Raw genomic sequence first — 20040 nt, 5'->3', positions numbered from 1 at the left:
CGCGTGTCGCGCCCCCGCCGTATCTTCTAGCACCAAGCTCAGCCCCGTCTCGATCCCGGATCGGATTGATCCATTCGACTAAGTGCGCTGTTACGCGGGGCACACTGCCGGTGCCGGTGCCGGTGCCGTCGCAGTTGCTTTTGCTGCCTGCGGCGCGGCTTGTCGCCGGAGATCACGCACCCTAGGTCGCTCCCGTGTCTCTGATCCGGGAGCGTCCGAGTCGCAGTCGCCCGCGAGCTCGTAGTGGGCACCGTTTATCGGCCACACGCACAGCCAAACGGGGCTGTTGCATCGCCGCCTTCCTAACTGGGACCGGAAGGAGCGGGTGCCCTTGTCATGGTCGATGCATCGGAGTGGAGCGGACGATGCGTGCCGTGCCCGGCATAGGAGGCTCCATCCGGGCATAACGACATCGCGCGACCTTCTTCACGTGCGGATAAAGGGTAGGTCCGGACACTCCGTCGGCTGCACACGGAAGCCGCGCCATGGCCAAAGTCGACCTGCCCGCATACGCCGGATCCGCCGATCCCGATCGATACGTGCGCGTGCGTCACCGGCGCGTCGATGTCTCCGGCGTCGACACCTTCTACCGCGAGGCCGGGCCGGACGGCGCGCCCGTGGTCCTGCTGCCGCACGGCTATCCGTGTTCGTCGTTCGAGTTCCGCAATCTCATGCCGCGGCTGGCCGACCGCTGGCGGTTGCTCGCGCCGGACTATCCGGGCATGGGTTACAGCGCGACGCCGGAGGATTTCGAGTACGGCTTCGACGGCTACGCGAGGTTCCTCGACGGCTTCGTGCGCGCGCTCGGCGTCGAGCGGTTCGCGATCTATCTGCACGACTTCGGCTCGGCGGTGGGGGCTAGGCTCGCGATCATGGACCCGTCGCGCGTGGTTGCGCAGGTGATCCAGAACGGGGACATCCCCTACGAGGACGCGCTGGGCCCGAAGTACGCCGACATCGAGGCGACGTGGACGCTGGCGCCCGAGGCCATGCGCGACGCGCTGCGCGGCGCACTGACCGAAGACGCATATCGCGAGGAATTCCTGAACAACGTCGGCCCGGCCCTGCAGGCGCGCATCCCGCCGGACCTGTGGCAGCTGCACTGGTCGCTGACAACGCCCCGTCGGATGGAGGCGATGGTCGACCTGCTCGCCGACCTGAAACCCAACCGGCAGTGGTTCCCCGTGCACCGCCGTTACCTGCGCACGCACCGGCCGCCCACGCTGATCGTGTGGGGGCCGCAGGACCATTACATGCCGGAGCCGTCCGCGCGCGCCTACCTGCGCGACCTGCCGGACGCCGAACTGCACCTGCTGGACGGTGGCCACTGGCTGCTGGAAACCCACCTCGAGCAGGTCGTGGCGCTGATGCGCGGGTTCCTGGGTCGGGTGCACGCGGACTAGTCGCGTGGCGTGCACGCGCAATGGGGGCTGTTTCGCGGCCGGCGAGGCAGGCGCCATTCGAGCCGGCAATCCAGGCGTCGGACATCGGGATCATCGACATTCGCTTCGCACCGGGGCCGCTACGGTCTGCCGTCCATCGCAATTCCGGGGTCCGCCATGCGACTCGAAGGATCCTGCCACTGCGGCAAGGTGCGATTCCGCTGCGAAGCCTATGCGCCTGTGCCGTTCCTGCACTGCTACTGCTCGATCTGCCGCAAGACCGCGGGAGGCGGCGGCAGCGCCGTGAACCTGGGGGCGCGCGCCGCGACGCTGGAGGTGGAGGGACGCGAGTACCTCGGCGTCTACCAGGCCAGGATCCGCGAGGGCGACGGGAGCTGCCGCACCAGCTCCGGCCGGCGGCACTTCTGCACCGGCTGCGGCAGCGCACTGTGGCTGTTCGATCCCGATTGGCCGGACCTGGTCCATCCGCATGCCTCGGCGATCGATACGCCGTTGCCGGTGCCGCCGGAGCGCGTGCACATGCTGCTGGGCTCCAGGGCTGGCTGGGTGAAAGCGCCGGACGGCGACAGCGACAAGCACCTCGATGGCCTGCCCCGAGAGTCGCTGGAGGACTGGCACCGGCGCCACGGCCTGCTGGACGACTGATGCAGCCCGGCGGGGATATGCTGGGCGACGTCAGGGAGAGGAGGCTGCCGCGCCATGATCGCCGGCCGTTGTCTGTGCGGGGCCGTGCAGTACCGGTCGCCGGGCCCGCCGCTGTTCTCGATCGTCTGCCATTGCCGCGACTGCCAGCGCGCCACGGGGAGCGGTGGCGTGCCCGTGCTCGGGGTGCCGCGCTCGTCGTTCGCCTGGTCCGGACCGGTCAGGCAGTGGCGCATGCCGGGAGGCAGCGGCCAGGCGGCCGTGCGCAACTTCTGCGGACAGTGCGGCAGCATGCTGTTCGGAACGCCGGAGTCCGCTCCGGAGATGGTCACGATCTATGCGGGCAGCCTGGACGATCCGGAGTCCTTCGCGCCCACCGACGCGCTGTTCGTGACGCATCGACCGGCGTGGGCGCGGCTGCACGCGCCGCTGCTCGAGCACGCAGGACTGCCGTCGGGCTGAGCGCCGGCGCGTCCGGCAGCAAGGAGCATCCGGTCGCATCCGACCAGCAGGCAACCGCGCCGTCGACGCCAGGCGGCAGGCACGCGCGCCTGTCATGACGCCGAAGCGGAGGCACGACGAGCGTCGCGCCTCCGCGCGTGCTCAACCGCGCACCAGGCTCAGCCCGTACTGGCTCAGGATCGGATTGATCCGGTCGAAGTAGGTACGTCGCTGCGAAGCAGGCAGGCTGCAGTTGCTGTTGCTGCCGGTGGCGCGATTGCCGCCGGAGGTCACGCCCTGCGCCTGGCCGGCGCCGGTGATCCATGAACCGCCGGAATCGCCGCCGCCGGCGCAGGCGTTGGACTGGGTGAGCCCGAACACGGCGCCTTCGGCATAGTTCACGGTAACGTTCTTGGCGGTGATGGTGCCGCAGCGGTAGCCGGTGGTGCGGCCGGAACGGCACAGCGAGGCGCCGGTCGCGGCCTCGGTGCTGCCGCGGACCACCACGTTGCCGCCGCTCCAGTTGCTGACCCAGGGCTGCAGCGTATGCGCGCTGCCGACCTGCACCCAGGCGCGGTCGGTGCCCGGGAAGTTCGACTGCGCGAACGAGCCCACGTTCTGGTTGGACACGCGCACGCTGTTGCCGGCGTTGCCGCAGTGGCCGGCGGTGGCGAAGCCCTTGGTGCTGCCGCGCGTCACCGCGAAGCCGACCGAGCACAGGTACTGGTTGTTGATCACGTACTCGATGCCGCCGCGGATCGTGGCGAACAGCTCCGGCTGGCCGACCATGGTCTCGAAGCGGACGGCGCCCGCATCCGCGCGGCTGCGTGCGACCAGGTCGATGGCCTTGGCCACGGCGTCGGGCGCGACCGCGACAACCACGCTGTTGCTTTGCGGATCCACGTGCCAGGCATGGACCCCCTGCAGCGCAGCCTTGGACCTGGTCGCCTGCCGCACCACGTCGTCGAGCGCGCTCTTGGCCGACTCCAGTGCCGAGAGGCTGTGGCGCACGTTGCGTACCTCGATCTCCGCAGGCAGCGCCGCCTTCGCCGCAGACAGCCCGCTGGCGGCCACCACGTACACGAAGCTGCCATCCTCGCGGCGCTCGATCCAGCTGCCGGCATAGGCGTCGCCCAGCTGCCGCCTGGCGACCGCTTCGTTCTGTTCGGCCAGGCGTTCGGTGCGCAGGTACTGCACGGCTTGCGCCGGCCCGATGCCGAGATCGCGCTCGATCGCGGCCTTCAACGCGGGATCGAACGCGTCGCTTGCCGACAGGGCCGCCGCAGGCAGCATCGCTGCGGCCGTGGCCGCGGCCAGGGTCAACACCATGGTGCGACCATACCTGCGACGGCGGGGGAACAGGAACTCCTTCATGGGCACTCTCCTTGGAACTGCGGATAGGATGGCGATCGCAGGGGCGACCGCTGCACGGCACGTGGGGGAAGGTCGTCGCAACGTTCCCTGTCGCGGCGACGACCCTAGTCAATCCCAATCGCCGATGTGAATTCGTGTCCCGGCTCACAGGCGAAGGCCATGTGCAGCGTTGTCATCGCTAAGCTGCCTGAACGGCGCGGCGGCTAACGCGTACCGGTGGAGCGGATGGCGAGTGGGACGCGGGTGTGCAACCGCGTCGATCGGGGCGCTGCCGCTTCGTCATCGATGCGGGACCACGCGGGAGACGTTCGATGAAGTCCCTTGGACTGGCTTTTGCTTTCGGGAGAAGCTCGCCCGGGAGGACACCGCGAGAAGTCGATGCCTCGTACGCCGCTGCCCGCACCGGATGATCGGATGCGGGCGACCGGCAAGGTGCTGGTCTCGGCCTCGCTCCGTGCGCCCTGCAAATGACGATGTGGCGGCGACTCCGCCGCCAACCACCGATCGGCGACGGCCGTGCAGAATCGAGGACAGGGTGGGCGGAGTGTTCCTCATCGAAGCCGGCCGCCAAGACGGTGCGCTACGCCTCGCCTCGATGCATCCCGCCGCGTTAGCGGTCGGCAGACGATGGCCGGGCCGCGGAGCTGCTTCCGATCAACTTCTAGCCCGGCAGCCCGGGCGTCATGGGCCGACCCGCGAAGCCGGGCCAGGCTCCATGCGAACATGCAGGCGAATCCGGTCCTGCCGGATCGGAATCGTTTCCCGTTGTCAGGCCTGGCGGAAGGCGTGTGGGCGGGTCGGCGAAGTTCCAGCCAGCGGCCGGCTGCCGCTGGCCCGTGAAACGCTCGGAGTCGGGCCAGCAGGACGGCGGACCCTTGCGCTTCGGCGACTCGCCGTCGGCGCGCCTGGCCGCCACGGGCCGGTGTCCCGGCGGCCGCCGTTGCGGATCGACCGCATCGCTTCCGGATCCTTCCTGGCGATCGCCTCCGAACTCCGGCGCGCTACCGGGAACTGCGTTCAGCCAGTTCTGCGAGCAAGCCGCCTGGCGTACAGCCGGCAATGGCGTGGAAGTCCGCGATCAGATGCGCCTGGTCGTAATACCCCGCGTCGGCCGCGATCGTGGACCATGCGACCGACCTGGAGCGCTGCGCCAGGCCGACCGCGCACGTGAAACGCTTCACGCGCGCATAGGTCTTCGGACTCACGCCGGTCGCTTGCCGCAGTACACGACGCAGGTGGCGCTCGCTGACGCCCAGTTCGCGCGCGGTCCCACCGACGCTGACGGCCTGCAGCCTCTCCAGCGCTGTTTCGAGGAACTCGGCCTGGACCACGGAATCGCAGCTGCGCGCGAATCGAGCGCCCAGCGCCTGCTCGAGCAGCGCGACCGCGTCACGCATGTCCCGGGCGGCGGCCAGTTGCTCGCGCAGCCGTGCCGAGGCTGGGTCGCCCCAGAGATCGGACAGCGGGACGGGCGCGCGCCCCAGGTCCCCGGCCGTGGCTCCCAGCGTCGCCTCGTAGCTGCCCGGCCGCAGTCGCACCAGCACGGCGCATTGCCCGCCGCGGATGAATTTCCGATGGACCCGCGTCCTGGGCCCGAGCGCGTGCACGTCCACGCCGCCCGCAGTCGAGGATCCGAAGCGGACGACCACCTGCGCCTCCACCCGGGGAATCGCGGCACGCCGCGCGTCGCGGTGGAACTCCTGCACCGCCGATGCGAGCACCGGGCCCGGGGCGTGGCCCGCAGGTTTCGCGGCGCGAAGGGCGAGGACAGGGTGCATGCACCGATTGTGGTCTGCGCTCGCAACCCGCCGCAAGTTTCGGGCGATGGCCGTTTTTTCCAATTCAACGCGCGGCACGGCGGATATCGTGCATGGCATGAACATTCTGTTGACCGGCGCGACCGGAAAAGTGGGAAGCAGGCTCGCCGGGCGACTGGCGCGGGACGGACATGCGGTGCGCGCCCTGTTGCGGGATCGTGCGCGTGCGGCCGGGCTGCCTGGCCATGGCATCGAACTGGTGGATGGCGACCTGACGGACCCGCGGACACTGCATGCCGCCATGCAAGGCATCGACGCGGTCGTCCATTGCGCTGCGTTCTTCCGCGGCGCCACGCCGGAACAGGCGCACGCGGTCAACGACCTCGGCACGCGCCACCTGGCACAGGCGGCCCGCGAGGCGGGCGTTGCGCGCTTCGTGTTCACGAGCACCGGCCTGGTCTACGGCGCGAACGGCGGGGCGCTCGCACGCGAAGACGACGCCTGCGCGCCCGTCGACGCCTACCCGAGGAGCAAGCTCGAGGCCGAGCGGATGCTGCTGGCGATGGACGCGCTGGATGTGCGCATCCTGCGCCTGCCGTTCGTCTACGGCGACGGCGATCCGCATATCGAAGAAGTGGTGCCGCTCATGCAGGCGTTTCCACCGGCGCAGCGCATGTCGATCGCGCACCATGTGGACGTGGCGCAGGCGGTGATGCTGCTGCTCGCCGAGGCATCGCCGGCGCACCGCATCTACAACCTCACGGATGACGAGGCCCCCGACCTGGCCACGCTGTTCGCGTCGGTCGGCGCGCCGCCCCCCGATGGCAGCGATCCGGACCATGCCCGGGCGTTCGCCGCTGTGCTGGACGGCCGCCGCCTGCGCGACGAGCTCGGCTTCCGGCCCCGCTACCCGCGGCTTGCGGACGCGGTGGCCGCGGGACAGGCGTAGATCCGCCGCGGCCCCGACGGGCCTCGACCGGCGGTCCGCAACTGCGGTCTCTGTCGCACTCCCGCGCGTGCGTCCCGCGGTAGGCTTCGCCGGTCCAGAAACGGGGATAGGGAATGAGAGCCACGGTCGTCGATCTCGTGACGCCGCACCTGCTGCGCGTCGTCGACCTCGCCAGCCAGGCCCAGCGCGGCGCCAACGTGGACTGGCACCTGCGCGATGCGGTCTCCGCGACCGTGCATCAGCTTGCCGACCAGGTCAACGCGTCGGCTCTGCTCGGCGCCTATGTCGACGGTCTGGAATCCGCGGCTGGCCAGGCTCCGAAGGGCCATGTCGTCTACGTGCAGGCCCTGCGCGCCGCCGTGGATACCACGCGCCGGCTCTGGCGCGACGAGCGATAGTCCCTGCCTCCGGAATCCCGGACAGCTGTTACGCCGGAGCTGCCTGCCGGGCACGCCCGCGGCTCCGGACCCGCCGGCGTCCCGCACCGGTTCGAGAATGCCGGGCCGGGCAGGCTGCAGACCATCGATATCCATCACTCGCCGCGCTGGATCCAGACCGACCTGGAGTAGGGCGGTTCCCGCCGCCGGCCCCCTCCGGTGGCGCGCGGCCCGCAGGCCGCTTTCCTGACCGCCCGCGGCCGCGCATCGCGTTGACTTTCCATCGACCTGTTGCGGGAGTAGGCGCATGGCGATCACACGACGCGGGTTCCTGGCGGCGCCTGCCGCGCTGTCCGCGGCGCTGCTGCCGGGCGGGCTGCTGGCGGCGCTCGAGGCCGAGACACCGCCGATCGCGGACCTGTCCAGCTGGGAGTCGGTGCGCGACCAGTTCGCGCTGGACCCGGCGTGGATGCATTTCGCCAGCTTCTTCATCGCCAGCCATCCGGCACCGGTGCAGGCGGCGATCGAGGCCTATCGCCGCGCCATCGACCGTAACCCGTTCCACGTGGTCGAGCACGGCATGTTTTCGGACGGCGCCGACAACATCCACCAGCAGGTCCAGGCCGAAATCGCGCAGTACCTGGGCGCACGACCCCACGAGGTGTGCCTGGCCGGCAACACCACGACGGGCCTGGCGCTGGTGTACCAGGGGCTGCCGCTGCAGGCGGGCGACGAGGTGCTGTGCACCACGCACGACCACTATTCACACCACGAGGCGATCCGGCTGGCCATCCAGCGCAGCGGCGCCAGCATGCGCAAGGTGCCGCTGTTCGAGGATGCCGCCGCGGCCACGGCCGACGCGCTGGTCCACACGCTGCTCAAGGCGGTCGGCCCGCGGACCAGGGTGCTGGGCCTGACCTGGGTGCACTCGAGCAGTGGCATCCGGCTTCCGATCCGCGAGATCGCCGCCGCCCTGCGCGCGCGGGCGGGGCAGCCGGTGCTGCTGGTGGTGGACGGCGTGCACGGCCTGGGCGCGACCGACGAGACCGTCGCGACCATGGGCTGCGACTACTTCTGCGCCGGCACCCACAAATGGATGTTCGCACCGCGCGGCACCGGCCTGGTCTGGGCCAGCGCCGAAAACTGGGCGCGCCTGCGCCCGGTGATCCCGAGCTTCACCGATCTCGACCAGTACACGGCCTGGGAGCGCGATGCGGCGCCGTCCTCGCCGACCACGGCCGACCGCATGAGCCCGGGCGGCTTTCACGCCTACGAGCACCAGTGGGCCGCCGCCGCGGCGTTCCGCATGCATCGGCAGATGGGCCGTGCGCGGGTGGCGGCCCGCATTCGCGAGCTCAACAACCAGTGCAAGGCAGGGCTGGCAGCCAATCGGAAGGTGAGGCTGCACACGCCGATGGCACCGGAACTGTCGGCGGGCCTGGTCTCGTTCGAGGTCGAAGGCCTGGCGCCGGCGGACGTCGTACGGCAGCTGGCGGCAAGGAGGATCGTCGCCAGTACCAGCCCCTACGCCGTCACCTATGCGCGGCTGGCGCCGAGCCTGGTGAATACCGCCGAGGAAGTGGAGCGTGCGGTGCGTGCGGTGCGGGAGATCTCGGGGTAGGGGCGGCGGACACCGGGTGGCGCGTGCCCGGCGCGCAGCGCCGTCTCAGTCCTTGGCCGGCGTCCAGTCGCCCGGCGGCACGGTGTTGACCATCCACGGCACGCCGAAGCGGTCGATGCAGGACCCGAAGCCAGGCGACCAGAAGGTCTCGTCGAACGGCATGACGGCCTTGCCGCCCTCGGACAGCTGCTCGTACCAGCGCCTGGCCTGGTCGATGCTGTCGGTGTGCAGGGTGACGTCGAAGCCGTTCTTCGGCTTGTCGATGTTGGGCGCCCACTGCTGGTCCATGTCGGCGCCCATCAGCGACTGGTCGCCGACGTCGAGCCAACAGTGCATCAGCCAGTCCCTGTGGCGCGCGTCCACCTCCATGTCCCCGGCGGGCATGTCGCCGTACGGAACGGCGGCGGTGATCTTGCCGCCGAGAACCCTGGCGTAGAACTCGAAGGCCTCGCGGCACTGGCCTTGGAAGCTCAGGCTGGGAACGATCTTCATGGCGTCTTCTCCTCGAATGTCCGTGAGTGGTGCGTCGCGGGGTGCGTGGAACGGCCCTGCGACCGGCATCGTCGTTCCGGGCGTCGCGGCCGTGGCGTCCGGCGGGTTCGCTCCGGTGGGCCGGTCGGGCAGAGCGCCAGCGCGTGCGTTCCGGATACACGACGGGCGATGGGCAGCGGGATCGACATCCGGGAGCGTGGTCACCGGCGCAGAGCGAACCGGGCGCGGTCCCAGGGGCGGCCGGGACGATGGGACTGGCTCGGCTACTTCGCGGTGACGCGTCCTTTCGCCGTGGCGGTCCGGCGACCCGGCATGGCAGAAGCGGGCGCCATGGCCGTGGGCGCCTGCCTGCGGACGCGGCCACCAGCCCGGCCGTGCGGTTCGATCCGGTCCGGCGCCGGATCGGGCGGGCCGCCGCGCAGGCGAGGCGCGGTCCCGGGCGTGCCCGCGCCACGACGGACGCGGGGGCGGCCCGGCATCGGCTGCGCTACTTGCGGATGTCGAGCAGTTCCACCTCGAACACCAGCGAGGCTCCGGGCGGGATGACGCGGCCGGCGCCCTCCGATCCGTAGCCCAGGAACGCCGGGATATGCAGCTCGCGCCTGCCGCCACGGCGCATGCCCTCGACGCCTTCGTCCCAGCCGCGGATCACGCGGCCGGTGCCGAGCTTGAACACGAACGGCTGGCCGCGGTCGCGCGAGCTGTCGAACTTCGCGCCGCGCTTGTCCGGCGCCTGCTGGTCGTAGAGCCAGCCGGTGTAGTGCACGCTGACCTCGTCGCCGGCGGTGGCGGGATCGCCCTGGCCGACGGCCACGTCGATGCGCTGCAGGTCGCCCACGTCGCCGCCGGTATAGGGTGGCGGCCCGCCGCAGGCGGCAAGCAGCAGGACGGACAGGAAGGCGGCGTGGCGGAAGCGTCGAGGGACCATGATGGGATGCGCTGGCGGGATGCCACAGGATAGCCCGCGCCGCCCGGCGGACGATGCACCGCCGCGGCAGCGCACGGGTGTGCGCCAGCGCCCGCGGTTACCATCCTTCCGGGACCACCACGGGCGGGACGCCGGAACATGCAATCGTGAGGCGCTGCCATGCCTGCAATTTCTGGATCCCGCTGGGCGGAATCCGGGATGGCGAGTACGAATACTGCTGCGACGAATGCGTCCAGGACGGTCCCGTGTTCCCGCTGGCCCGCCAGCTGCCGGCGGCGGATGTCCATCTGAGGGCGCTGAAGATCCATGGCGGTGGGTGTCCGCTTTGCGCGGGGCGCGGACCGGTGGACGTGCGGACCTCCTACCGGACCTGGTCGGCGGTGGTCCTTACCCACTGGAGCAGTCGCCGACAGATTTCCTGCCGCGGGTGCGGGATCAGGGCGCAGTTGCGCGGGATCGCCTGGAGCGCACTGCTCGGCTGGTGGGGCCTGCCGCTGGGGCCGCTGGTGACGCCGATCCAGATCGTGCGCAACCTCGTCGCCATGCTGGTCCCGGATCCGCAGGCTCCGTCCGCCGCGCTGGCCTGGCAGGCCAGCCTGCTGCTGGCGCAGGAGCGGCTGGCGCAGGCGCGCGGGCCGGGCAGGGCGGCACACGCTGAGCGCTGCAGGCGACCGGACGGCCCCGACAATCCGGCGGCTGCGTCCAGCGCGCCGGCTGTGCTTGAATAGGCCGCTCGGCCGGGATGGGGATTCCGGTCTTTTCCGGCTGACCTGAGAACATGCCGACATCGTGGATCGCGGCCCTCGCGGGCGTACTGGTGCTGGCCGCGGCCGCGGTGGTGGCGGCGCGCCTGCGCCGCGGCAACCGGTCGGAAGCAGGCGCAGGCGCGGCTCGCGCATCGGGCAGCGGGCCCGTGGACGTCGCCGCCGCCGGTGCGGCCGTGCAGGACGAGGACCAGGCGCTGCACGCCACGCCGCCGATGCTCGAGCCTGAAACGGCGATCCTGGCGCAGCTGTGCGCACGCGCCTGTGCCGTCGTGCCCGCCGTGCCGGCCCCGGCCGATGCCACCAGGGCCGCGGTCGAGACCGCCGTCGAAGTGCTCGAGGGCATCCGCGCGCACCCGCGCTACACGCCGCGCCGGCCGCAACTGCTGCCGCAGCTGACCCGGGCGATCAACGATCCCGCGGCCAGCGCACAGTCGATCGCCGCGATCCTGGCGCAGGACCCCGCGCTGGCGGGCAACCTGCTGCGCATCGCCAACAGTGCGCTCTACCGGCGTCGCGGGACGCCGATCGAACAGCTGGAGCGGGCCGTCACCGTGCTGGGAACCGAGGGCCTGCGCCAGACCGTGATGGCGGCCCTGCTGCAGCCGGTGATCGCCGACGACGGCAGCGTCTTCGCGCGATGCGCCGCAGTGCTGTGGGAGCACACGTTGCTGTCGGCCAACTTCGCGATCCGCCCCGGCGCCGATGCGGGGCGCGACGACCTGCATGCCGCCCAGCTGCTGGCGCTGCTCCACGGCCTGGGCCAGGTGATGGTGGTGCAGGTGCTGCGCGATACCTGGAGCCGGCATGGGCAAGGAGATCCGGAGCCATCGCTGCTCGCGTCCCTGCTGGCGGCCTGGTCGCTGCGATGCGCGCGCGTGGTTTCCGCGGAATGGGGACTGTCGGACCGCATGCAGCAGGCGCTCGACAACCTGGCGGCCGATCCGCGCGATGCAGCGCCCGGCAACCTGGAGTTGGCCGTCCGCGCGAGCCGCTCGGCGGCGCTTCGCGCCATGCCCGCCATCGATTGACGTCGCGATTGCGGCATCGGCCGGGCGACCGGTGACGAATGGCCCTGTCGGGCGTCCGGCCGAAGCGCGACATTCGCATCACCCCCGCGCAGGAGCGGACATGGACAGGCCCGTCATCGCGGCAATGCTCATGCTCTTCTGGTCGGTCGCGGCAGCGGCCGAACCCGAGATCCGCACCGATGACGTCGCGCGTTTCTACGCGGTCTACGATGCCCATGGCGGGCGGCCGAGCGCCGCGCAGCTGGAGTCGGAGTACCTCGCGCGCGGCAGCCAGAGCCTGAAGGAGTTCGCGGCGCTGCGCCGCGTGACCGGCGAGCGCATCGCGACGCGAATCGCGGACGAGCCCGGGATCTACGAGAAGGCGCGCGACTGCCTGGCGGTGCTCCCCGGCGTCGAACGGCGACTCGGCGAATCGCTGTCCCGGCTGTCGTCGCTGTACCCGGAAGCGGATTACCCGCCGGTCGCCATCGTGGTGGGTCGCGGCAGGCCGGTCGGCATCGTCAATCCATCGGGCGCCACCATCGGCCTCGAAGCGCTGTGCGCCGCCGACTTCATGCATCCGGACCTCGAGGACCGGTTCGTCTACGTGATCGCCCACGAATACGTGCACACGCAACAGGTAGCCGCGCGCGAGCCGCCCGAACCCGGACACCCCGATGCGACCGTGCTGCGCCGGTCGTTGCTGGAGGGTGCCGCGGAGTTCATCGCCGAACTCGTGGCGGGCGGCGTCAGCAACGCGCGCCACGCCGAATGGGGGCGTGGCCGCGAACTGGAGATCGAGAGCGCATTCGTCCGCGACATGCGCGGCACCGACCTCTCCGCCTGGACCGACAACTACCGTCCCGGATCGGACAAGCCCTACGACCTGGGCTACTGGGTGGGCTACCGCATCGTGAAGGCGTACTACCAGCAGGCGGACGACAAGCGCAAGGCGGTGAAGCGGATCATCGAGATGGACGATCCGGAGGCGTTCCTGGAGGAGAGCGGCTGGACGCCGGGGATGCGGCTGGAATAGGCGCCGGTTGCGCGACGCCCGCGGGCGACCGCCCGGCGGGTCTGTCCATCGCCTGGCCGGTGCATGCACGCGCAGGATTCTGGAGCCTCGCGCGTAACCGTTGCCGCGCGGATGGACCTGTCCATATGACCGGCACACCGCAGCGAGCGTAGTTGCGGTGGCGATCGCGCTGCTTGCGTCGCCGGATGCATGGGTGCCGGATCCATGCAGCTGCGGCGACCCATGCGCTCGCTCGACGAGCCGGCGTTCGACCAGGGCCTGTCCGAAGGTGGCGGGGAATGCCGGGCGATCGGAATCAGGCCCGGTTGCGAAAGGGCGGCGATCGAGCTGCTGGCCGCCTGTCGGGCCGGGCGGTCTGGCGCGAGCTCGATCCCGCCCGGCACGACGGACGGATGCGCGGCCCCGCAGGCCAGTGCGAGTGCCATTGCGCGCTTCGAAATGGGGCGCAAGCCCATGGAGCAGGACCCGCTCGGCTGGAACCCCTGCGTGGACGCGGGCATCGCGTTCCCGCGTCGGGGCAGGGCGGTGTTGCTCCGACGTGCGGGAACGTCTGGCCGTGATCGCCGACCCGACCAGGGCGGGCATACCTCCTTTGAAGGACGGGGATCCGGCCGTGCCGGGTCCGCCGGGCAGTCGCCAATCCGGATGCCGTGGTCGCCCACCCTGGACGGGGTCGACGGGTTGGTCGCCTGTGTCGGGAAGCGGAGGCTTGTGGCAGCTGCCGAGAAAGTCGTGCGCCATGAGAACCCGTCGGACGCCGACGTTCGCTGCTGACCGCTGGCGTTCCCGCACGGGATCGGCCGCACCGTGCGCCGTGACCTCCATGCCTGCTCCGATCCGGCGGGATGGCTGGAAGACGCCGCGTCTCCAGTCCCGACACTTCCCCGCGCCCCGGGTGGGGCTGGGCTATGCTGTGCCGGCGTCAAGGGGAGCCCGATGGGGAGTGGCGGGAACAACAGGCCGCGTGCGGCCGCGATTGCAGGCTGGCTTCGCCTGACGGCCTGCGCCGCATTCGCCGCGCTGCTGGCCGGCTGCGCCTGCGCGCCCGCGATGCGCGGCGACGGACGGGATCCGCCGCCACGCGATGTCTTCGTCGCCCCGGCGCCCGTGGTCCCCGCTTTCGACTACACCTACCGGCCTCCCGCTTCGCCCGGACTGCAGCAGATCCATGCGCGGGTGCGCGATGCGGACCTGCTGCGGCAGTTGCCCGAAGTACAGGCGATCGACGGTCTGTTCGCCCTGCCGCGGCGCGTGCACTACGTCGCCGCCGAATGCGGCGAGTTCGGTGCCTTCTACCGCCCGGTCGAGGCCGAGGTGGTGCTGTGTTACGAAACCCTGCGCACCCTGTACGAACGCGGCCAGGCGCACCAGCGTGCGCTCGGCCTGCCCGACGGGCATCCGTTCCGCTACGTGCGCGCCAACGTGCGCTTCATGCTGCTGCACGAGACCGGACATGCGCTGGTCCAGCTGCTGGACCTGCCGGTGACGGGTCGCCAGGAAGATGCCGTGGACCAGCTGGCGGCGATCCTGATGCTGCGCTTCGCCAGCCTGGAGGAAACGCCCGCGGAGGTGATCGGCAACCTGCGCCTGGCGGCCAACTGGATGCTGTCGCGCAGTACCGGCGCCTACAACCTCGACGCCTACGCCGACGAGCACGCGCTGGGCGAACAGCGCTACTTCAACCTGCAGTGCCTGGTCTACGGCACCGATCCGGAGCGCTTCGCCGGCATGGTCGAGGCCGGCGACCTGACGGCGGCCCGCGCCCGCGTGTGTCCGCGCGAGACGCGGCAGGCCAGCCGGGCCTGGCTGCGCCTGCTGCTGCCGCACCTGGCGCCGGGCAAGGAAGTCTATCTGGACGAAGCGCGCCGTTTTCTCGACCAGCGCGACTGAGCACGCACGGCGTCAGGGGTCGCTTCACGCCCGGGGCCATACAGTGGCCGCTCTTCCCGGTCCCGCGCCGTCATGCACGAAACGCCCCGCAATCCCCGCGACCTGACGGGGCTCGACCTCGACGACATCCTCGGCACCATCAACGCCGAGGTGCGCCAGCGCTTCGGCGAGGGCAGGGTGGCCGACTACATCCCGTCGCTGGCCGACGTGCCCAGGGACCGCTTCGGGATCGCGCTCGCCCTGCTGGACGGGAGCGTCCACGAAGCCGGCAACGCGCGCGAGCGGTTCTCGATCCAGAGCATTTCCAAGGTCTATACCCTGACCTTGGCCCTGGAGGCGATCGGCGACGAATTGTGGAAGCGGGTGGACCGCGAGCCGTCGGGCGATCCGTTCAATTCGCTGATCCAGCTGGAGCACGAGAAGGGCATTCCCCGCAATCCCTTCATGAACGCAGGCGCCCTGGTGACGGCCGACGTGGTGCTGTCGGGCTTCGACGCTCCCGAGCGGACCCTGCTGGAATTCCTGCGCAAGCGCTCGGGCAACCCGGAGGTGGGGACCGATGAGGTCGTGGCCAGGTCCGAACGCGAGAGCGGCTATCGCAACGTGGCGCTGGCCAACTTCATCCGCAGCTTCGGCAACCTCCACAACGATGTGCAGGACGTGCTGGACTTCTATTACCTGCAGTGTTCGCTGCGCATGGACTGCGTGGACCTGGCGCGCAGCGTGCAGTACCTCGCCAACGCCGGCCGCTGCCCCGTGTCCGGCGAGCGGGTGACCAGCGCCGAGGGCACGACCCGCATCAACTCGGTGATGATGACGGCCGGCACCTATGACGCGGCGGGCGATTTCGCCTTCTACGTGGGCCTGCCCGCCAAGAGCGGCGTCGGCGGCGGCATCGTCGCCGTGGTCCCGCACGTGATGGGGCTGTGCGTCTGGTCGCCCGGGCTGGACGAGAAGGGCAACTCGCTGCTCGGCCGCTATGCGCTGCACCGCTTCACCCGGATGACGGGCCTGGCGGTGTTCTGAGCGGGCCGGCGCCTCACTTCTGGCGCGGCGTCTCCAGGCGCGCACCGGCGTCGTGCTGTCCGGCGCGCAGCTGGCGCACGCGCTCGACCAGGGCGCGCGCGGCGTTGCGGCTTTCCTCCAGTAATGCCTGGTCGGCGTCCAGCGCCTCGTGGCTGGTGGCGTAGGGGGCGTAGTAGCCGATGTAGCGATCGAGCTGCGACAGCGCGCCGCCGTCGACCAGGCCCATTCCGCGCAGCCAGTCGGCCAGCGCATGGCGCACGGCCTGCGTGCCCTCGGCGTCGCCATGCACCACCACGGCGAAGGCGCGCCCGGCCAGGTGTTGCGGATAGTCCCAGCCGTCCAGTTCGATCCGCTTGGCGCGTTCGGCGTCCTTCCCCTGCGTGGAGGTAGGGTCGGGATTGCCGCCGTCGGCGCAGACCAGGCGATCGATCATCAGCTTCAGCGGGGAAGTGGCCTGGTTCCAGTGCACCGGCGTCACGATCATCACGCCGTGCGCGGCGGCCCAGCGCGGGTAGATCTCGTTCATCCAGTCGTGGTGCTGTCCCAGGCCATGATTGGGATAGCACGAGCAGGGCCAGTGGCACAGCGGCATCGCGGTGGACACGCAGCCCTTGCAGGGATGGATGACGCGACCGTACTCGGACGTGACCCGGTTGAGCTCGAGCACGTCGCATTCGGCGCCAAGCGCCTGCGCCGCCTCGCGCGCGGCCTCAAGCAGGCGCCAGGTCTTGGACATCTCGCCGGGGCAGGTGTGTTCGCTGCGCGGCGAGGCGCAGACCAGCAGCAGCCGGTCGCACGACCGCGGATCGCGCTGGCGCGCCTGCGCGGAGAGGATGGCATCGCGCGCCGTGCGCCATTCGTCCGACAGCGCGTAGGACGGATCCTCGAAGCCCGGGCCGGCCGGCCGGGTGTGCGGCGCCTTGCGGCCTTCGCGATAGGCCTCCCAGGCCACGGCGGCGAGCGCGTCGATGGCGTCGCGGTGCGCATCGAAGGCCGGATCGACGAAGGCGGTCCGATAGCGGCGCTCGAACTCATCGCGCGACAGCTTTGGATCGGGCTGGCCCTTGCGGGGCGCGGGCGGGACTGGCGGGGTGTCGGACATCGGCGGTGGCTTGACCGAGGGCGATGGGTCATCGGGCGGAACGGCGCTGTCCAATGGCCGCATGCGCTGGACGATGCCTTTGCTCGGGTGAAACCGCCGTGCACCGCCACCGGGATCCGTGCGGCGACACGGACGGCCGCAGCCGCGCGGAACCGACTGCCATCCCGTCGATTGCCCGGCCAGCGGCAGGACAGGCCATGTCCACGCGGCCCGCCCCGCACATGCGCCCGGCACGCGGAACGCGCGGGTGGACATCGCCGCGCATTGCAGGGACAGTTCCGGACTGCCCCGGCGCCGATGCGCCGCTTGCCGAGGTCGATACCGATGAAGTCCGACTCCCTGCTGGCCGCATTGTTCGTCGTCGTGGGCCTTGCCTGCGCGCCAGGCGCCTCCGCCTTCGCGGCCACCGGAGCGGCGCCGCTGCCGCTGGTGCCGGCGCCGCGCGCGGTGGAGGTGCAGCCGGGGGAACTGCGCATCGCCGGCAAGGCCAGGGTGGACGCCGACCCCTCCGCGACGCGTGCGGCAGCGGCGCTGCGGTCGACGCTCGACGCGCTCGGCGTCGTGGAAGATGCGACGGGCACCCGCATTGCGTTGCGCCTCGTGGACGAGTCCGCGCTGGGCGAGGAGGGGTACCGGCTGCTGGTGGGCGACGACATCCGGATCAGCGCCCGGACCGAAGTCGGCCTGCTGCACGGCATCCAGACCCTGCGCCAGCTGCTGCCGGCGCAGGCGGCCAGCGAGGTCGCCTTGCCCCACGTGGCGATCGACGATGCGCCGTCATACCCCTGGCGCGGCCTGTCGCTGGACGTGGCGCGCAGCTTCCTCCCGGTGGCCTACCTGGAAAAGACGATCGACCGGATGTCGCGGTTCAAGCTCAATCGTCTGCACCTGCACCTGACCGACGACCAGGGCTGGCGCATCGAGATCAGGCGCTATCCGAAACTGGTGGAGATCGGCGGCGCCAGCGCGGTGGAAGGCGGCCGCAGCGGCTGGTACACGCAGGACGAGCTGCGCCACCTGGTGGCCTATGCGCAGGCGCGCGGCATCGTCATCGTCCCGGAGATCGACGTGCCCGGCCACGTGCAGGCGGCGCTGGCCTCGTACAACGAACTGGCCTGCGACGACGAGGACAACCTGGCGCCGTACTCCGGCCTGGAGGTGGGCTTCAGCGTGCTGTGCCTGGACAAGCCCGGGGTGGTGTATCCGTTCGTGCAGCAGGTGATGGAGGAGGTACTGGCGATCTTCCCGTCGAAGGAGATCCACATCGGCGGCGACGAGATCAAGCATCCGCTGTACGCAGACTTCGTGGCGCGCGTGGCGGCGATGGTGGAAGGGATGGGGCGCACGCCGATCGCCTGGGAGGAGGGCTCGGTCGCGGACACGAACCCCGGCATGCTGCTGCAGCTGTGGAACGACGGCTACGACATCGCGCCGGCCGTGGCCGAAGGGCACCCGCTGATCCTCTCGCCGTGTTCCTATTTCTATATCGACCACGGCAACTACGCCGGCCAGCCGCAGACCTACGACTGGTGCCGCAAGGAGGGCGTGCCGCTGGCGCGGCTCTACAGCTTCGATCCCGCGCCGTTCGAGACCGCGGTGGGCATCGAGGCGGCCCTGTGGACCGAGCTGGTGCATACCGACGAGGCCGCGGACAACCGCCTGTGGCCGCGCCTGGCCGCGGCCGCCGAGCTGGGGTGGAGCCCTGCCGCTGTGCGTGGCTACGAAGGCTTCGTCCAGCGCATGGGCGCGCTGCGCACGCACCTCGACGCGCTGGGCGTCGGCTACCACCCGGAACCCGACCTGGGATGGGACGACGGCGCGAGCGCGGGCGACTGAATCCGGGGCGGCGCGCGATGGCTGCCTTCCGACGATTCCCGGCACCCGGTCGCCTGCGCGTCGGCCTGTCCGCCTGCCTGTGCCTGGCGCCTTTGCTGCAGGCATCGGCACGCGAGCGCCACGCGGTCGAGACCGCGCCCTGCGACGGTTACCCGCGGCTGGCCATCGGCACGCTGCCGGGGATGTGCGCGGGGCGGGTGGTCGGCCCGGCCGGCGACGACGGGTCGCGCCCGCTGCGCCTGCCGCGTTCGCTGCTGCAGCTCGATGCGACGACCTGGCTGGTCACCGACCTCGGCGCCTGGGAAGGCGCGCGCGGCGCGGTCTGGCGATTGCGCGCGAAGTCCGGGGACGCGGCCTCGGTCGAGCGCCTGCTCGATGGCCTGCACCTGCCGCACGCGATCGCGCGCGGGCCGGACGGCCGGGTGTACGTCGGCGAGATGAGCCGGATCATCCGCTTCGATCCCGAGGCCGGCGACCCGGCGGCCAGCGTCGAAGAGGTGGTGGGCGGGCTGCCGGACAACCGCCTGCATGCGCACCGGCACCCGCTGTCGAAGTTCGTCTTCCTCGCCGACGGCAGCCTGCTGGTCAACGTCGGCGCGCCGAGCGACCAGTGCGCGGGCGATGACGCGCGTACCGCCTCGGGCGACTGCGCGCAGAGCGAAGGCGACGCGGATGCTGCCAGCCTGCGCCTGTACCGGCGCGATGCGGGCGGACGATGGGGACCCGGGTACGAGGTCTTCGCCCGCGGCCTGCGCAATTCGGTGGCGCTGGCGGTGCACGCGTCCGGCACCGTCCTGCAGGCCGAGAACAGCTACGACTTCGAGACGCGCTGGTCGCCGTACGAGGAGATCAACGTGATCGAGGCCGGCCGCCACTACGGTTGGCCCTACTGCGCCGACCTGGTGCAGGCCGCGCCGGCCTGGCCAGAACGCACCGAATGGTGCCGCTCGGACGCGCACGCCGCACCTGCATTGCTGTTGCCGCCGCATGCCGCGCCGCTGGACATGCTCTGGTACCACGGCGCGATGTTCCCCGCGCTGCAGGGCCGGCTGCTGATGAGCTGGCACGGGCACCGCTCGGTCGGCGGGCGCATCGCCAGTTTCGCCGTCGACGCGCGCGGCGTGCCGGTGCCCGATGCACGCCCGCGATTTCCGGTCTACGGGCAGGGCATGCGCGCCTACGGCATGGGACCGGCGGCCACGCCCGTGGTGCTGACGCCGGGCTGGGGCCGCAGCCCCGGCCTGCGGCCGCAGGGTTCGCCGGTGGGCCTGGCCGTGGCGGACGATGGCGCGATCTGGGCCACCGACGATCGCGCCGGGCTGGTGATCCGCTTCGCCCGCGACGAGTGAGGTGGCCCGGGCACGCAGGGCCACGCGCCTTTGCGATACCCTG

General features: G+C 71.1%; 18 protein-coding genes. 13 read left to right on the top strand and 5 right to left on the bottom strand.

The window, feature by feature from the left end; all coding sequences use genetic code 11:
• Positions 1-485: 485 nt before the first annotated feature.
• The 3 genes from ACFQ2D_RS02540 (at position 486) to ACFQ2D_RS02530 (ending at position 2507) form a co-directional block, all read left to right on the top strand.
• Positions 486-1403 carry an alpha/beta fold hydrolase gene (locus ACFQ2D_RS02540; RefSeq protein WP_280942026.1) on the top strand — a complete coding sequence of 306 codons (918 nt, stop codon included), beginning with the start codon at positions 486-488 and terminating at the stop codon, positions 1401-1403.
• Positions 1404-1559: 156 nt separating this feature from the next.
• Complete coding sequence (locus tag ACFQ2D_RS02535) at positions 1560-2048, top strand: GFA family protein (protein ID WP_280942025.1); 489 nt, start codon at positions 1560-1562, stop codon at positions 2046-2048.
• Positions 2049-2102: 54 nt separating this feature from the next.
• Positions 2103-2507, top strand: a complete 405-nt coding sequence (locus ACFQ2D_RS02530; protein WP_280942024.1) for a GFA family protein — start codon at positions 2103-2105, stop codon at positions 2505-2507.
• A 141-nt stretch (positions 2508-2648) separates the two neighbouring features.
• Here the strand turns inward: ACFQ2D_RS02530 and ACFQ2D_RS02525 are convergent, their stop codons facing one another.
• Complete coding sequence (locus tag ACFQ2D_RS02525) at positions 2649-3860, bottom strand: S1 family peptidase (RefSeq protein WP_280942023.1); 1212 nt, start codon at positions 3858-3860, stop codon at positions 2649-2651.
• 1001 nt (positions 3861-4861) lie between these two features.
• Complete coding sequence (locus ACFQ2D_RS02520; protein ID WP_280942022.1) at positions 4862-5638, bottom strand: helix-turn-helix domain-containing protein; 777 nt, start codon at positions 5636-5638, stop codon at positions 4862-4864.
• On the opposite strand from ACFQ2D_RS02520, the gene ACFQ2D_RS02515 reads away from it, so the two are divergent.
• From ACFQ2D_RS02515 to ACFQ2D_RS02505, 3 genes are all read left to right on the top strand, one after another.
• Positions 5637-6566 (top strand): NAD-dependent epimerase/dehydratase family protein, encoded by a 930-nt coding sequence (locus ACFQ2D_RS02515; RefSeq protein ID WP_280942021.1) that lies wholly within the window; start codon positions 5637-5639, stop codon positions 6564-6566. The two genes, ACFQ2D_RS02520 and ACFQ2D_RS02515, sit on opposite strands and share 2 nt — an antisense overlap.
• 113 nt (positions 6567-6679) lie before the next feature.
• Positions 6680-6964, top strand: coding sequence for a hypothetical protein (locus tag ACFQ2D_RS02510; RefSeq protein WP_280942020.1), 285 nt, complete (start codon positions 6680-6682; stop codon positions 6962-6964).
• Positions 6965-7250: 286 nt separating this feature from the next.
• Complete coding sequence (locus ACFQ2D_RS02505) at positions 7251-8564, top strand: aminotransferase class V-fold PLP-dependent enzyme (RefSeq protein WP_280942019.1); 1314 nt, start codon at positions 7251-7253, stop codon at positions 8562-8564.
• Between the two features lie 45 nt (positions 8565-8609).
• On the opposite strand, the gene ACFQ2D_RS02500 is transcribed toward ACFQ2D_RS02505, so the two are convergent.
• The gene (locus ACFQ2D_RS02500) at positions 8610-9056 is read right to left on the bottom strand and encodes a VOC family protein (RefSeq protein WP_280942018.1); all 447 of its coding nucleotides are present in this window, start codon (positions 9054-9056) and stop codon (positions 8610-8612) included.
• Positions 9057-9543: 487 nt separating this feature from the next.
• A complete protein-coding gene (locus tag ACFQ2D_RS02495; protein ID WP_280942017.1) occupies positions 9544-9984 on the bottom strand; it encodes an FKBP-type peptidyl-prolyl cis-trans isomerase in 441 nt (146 codons plus the stop codon).
• A 245-nt stretch (positions 9985-10229) separates the two neighbouring features.
• Between ACFQ2D_RS02495 and ACFQ2D_RS02490 the strand changes: the two genes are divergently transcribed.
• The 5 genes from ACFQ2D_RS02490 to ACFQ2D_RS02470 all read left to right on the top strand — a co-directional run bounded on the left by ACFQ2D_RS02490 (position 10230) and on the right by ACFQ2D_RS02470 (position 15710).
• Entirely contained in the window at positions 10230-10712 is a 483-nt protein-coding gene (locus tag ACFQ2D_RS02490; protein ID WP_280942016.1) for a hypothetical protein, read from the top strand.
• A 50-nt stretch (positions 10713-10762) separates the two neighbouring features.
• Positions 10763-11779, top strand: a complete 1017-nt coding sequence (locus tag ACFQ2D_RS02485) for an HDOD domain-containing protein (RefSeq protein WP_280942015.1) — start codon at positions 10763-10765, stop codon at positions 11777-11779.
• A 100-nt stretch (positions 11780-11879) separates the two neighbouring features.
• The gene (locus ACFQ2D_RS02480; protein WP_280942014.1) at positions 11880-12794 is read left to right on the top strand and encodes a DUF2268 domain-containing putative Zn-dependent protease; all 915 of its coding nucleotides are present in this window, start codon (positions 11880-11882) and stop codon (positions 12792-12794) included.
• A 1107-nt stretch (positions 12795-13901) separates the two neighbouring features.
• Positions 13902-14684 carry a DUF4344 domain-containing metallopeptidase gene (locus tag ACFQ2D_RS02475; RefSeq protein ID WP_280942013.1) on the top strand — a complete coding sequence of 261 codons (783 nt, stop codon included), beginning with the start codon at positions 13902-13904 and terminating at the stop codon, positions 14682-14684.
• A 72-nt stretch (positions 14685-14756) separates the two neighbouring features.
• A complete protein-coding gene (locus ACFQ2D_RS02470) occupies positions 14757-15710 on the top strand; it encodes a glutaminase (protein WP_280942012.1) in 954 nt (317 codons plus the stop codon).
• 13 nt (positions 15711-15723) lie between these two features.
• On the opposite strand, the gene ACFQ2D_RS02465 is transcribed toward ACFQ2D_RS02470, so the two are convergent.
• Complete coding sequence (locus ACFQ2D_RS02465) at positions 15724-16812, bottom strand: flavodoxin family protein (protein ID WP_280942011.1); 1089 nt, start codon at positions 16810-16812, stop codon at positions 15724-15726.
• A gap of 324 nt (positions 16813-17136) precedes the next feature.
• On the opposite strand from ACFQ2D_RS02465, the gene ACFQ2D_RS02460 reads away from it, so the two are divergent.
• Positions 17137-18648, top strand: coding sequence for a beta-N-acetylhexosaminidase (locus tag ACFQ2D_RS02460; protein ID WP_280942010.1), 1512 nt, complete (start codon positions 17137-17139; stop codon positions 18646-18648).
• A 17-nt stretch (positions 18649-18665) separates the two neighbouring features.
• The gene (locus tag ACFQ2D_RS02455) at positions 18666-19997 is read left to right on the top strand and encodes a PQQ-dependent sugar dehydrogenase (protein WP_280942009.1); all 1332 of its coding nucleotides are present in this window, start codon (positions 18666-18668) and stop codon (positions 19995-19997) included.
• Positions 19998-20040 lie beyond the last annotated feature (43 nt).

The organism is Luteimonas composti (genome assembly GCF_042678665.1).
Taxonomy (GTDB): domain Bacteria; phylum Pseudomonadota; class Gammaproteobacteria; order Xanthomonadales; family Xanthomonadaceae; genus Luteimonas; species Luteimonas composti.
Note: the sequence above shows the minus strand (reverse complement) of the source record. Positions and strands in the feature narration are given on the sequence as shown.

Bases quoted from the DNA above. Each gene is read 5' to 3' on its own strand.
- ACFQ2D_RS02480 (WP_280942014.1), top strand. From the start codon at position 11,880: ATGGACAGGCCCGTCATCGCGGCAATGCTCATGCTCTTCTGGTCGGTC.
- ACFQ2D_RS02540 (WP_280942026.1), top strand. From the start codon at position 486: ATGGCCAAAGTCGACCTGCCCGCATACGCCGGATCCGCCGATCCCGAT.
- ACFQ2D_RS02515 (WP_280942021.1), top strand. From the start codon at position 5,637: ATGCACCGATTGTGGTCTGCGCTCGCAACCCGCCGCAAGTTTCGGGCG.
- ACFQ2D_RS02465 (WP_280942011.1), bottom strand. From the start codon at position 16,812: ATGTCCGACACCCCGCCAGTCCCGCCCGCGCCCCGCAAGGGCCAGCCC.
- ACFQ2D_RS02500 (WP_280942018.1), bottom strand. From the start codon at position 9,056: ATGAAGATCGTTCCCAGCCTGAGCTTCCAAGGCCAGTGCCGCGAGGCC.
- ACFQ2D_RS02535 (WP_280942025.1), top strand. From the start codon at position 1,560: ATGCGACTCGAAGGATCCTGCCACTGCGGCAAGGTGCGATTCCGCTGC.
- ACFQ2D_RS02530 (WP_280942024.1), top strand. From the start codon at position 2,103: ATGATCGCCGGCCGTTGTCTGTGCGGGGCCGTGCAGTACCGGTCGCCG.
- ACFQ2D_RS02455 (WP_280942009.1), top strand. From the start codon at position 18,666: ATGGCTGCCTTCCGACGATTCCCGGCACCCGGTCGCCTGCGCGTCGGC.
- ACFQ2D_RS02485 (WP_280942015.1), top strand. From the start codon at position 10,763: ATGCCGACATCGTGGATCGCGGCCCTCGCGGGCGTACTGGTGCTGGCC.
- ACFQ2D_RS02510 (WP_280942020.1), top strand. From the start codon at position 6,680: ATGAGAGCCACGGTCGTCGATCTCGTGACGCCGCACCTGCTGCGCGTC.
- ACFQ2D_RS02470 (WP_280942012.1), top strand. From the start codon at position 14,757: ATGCACGAAACGCCCCGCAATCCCCGCGACCTGACGGGGCTCGACCTC.
- ACFQ2D_RS02525 (WP_280942023.1), bottom strand. From the start codon at position 3,860: ATGAAGGAGTTCCTGTTCCCCCGCCGTCGCAGGTATGGTCGCACCATG.
- ACFQ2D_RS02495 (WP_280942017.1), bottom strand. From the start codon at position 9,984: ATGGTCCCTCGACGCTTCCGCCACGCCGCCTTCCTGTCCGTCCTGCTG.
- ACFQ2D_RS02460 (WP_280942010.1), top strand. From the start codon at position 17,137: ATGAAGTCCGACTCCCTGCTGGCCGCATTGTTCGTCGTCGTGGGCCTT.
- ACFQ2D_RS02505 (WP_280942019.1), top strand. From the start codon at position 7,251: ATGGCGATCACACGACGCGGGTTCCTGGCGGCGCCTGCCGCGCTGTCC.
- ACFQ2D_RS02520 (WP_280942022.1), bottom strand. From the start codon at position 5,638: ATGCACCCTGTCCTCGCCCTTCGCGCCGCGAAACCTGCGGGCCACGCC.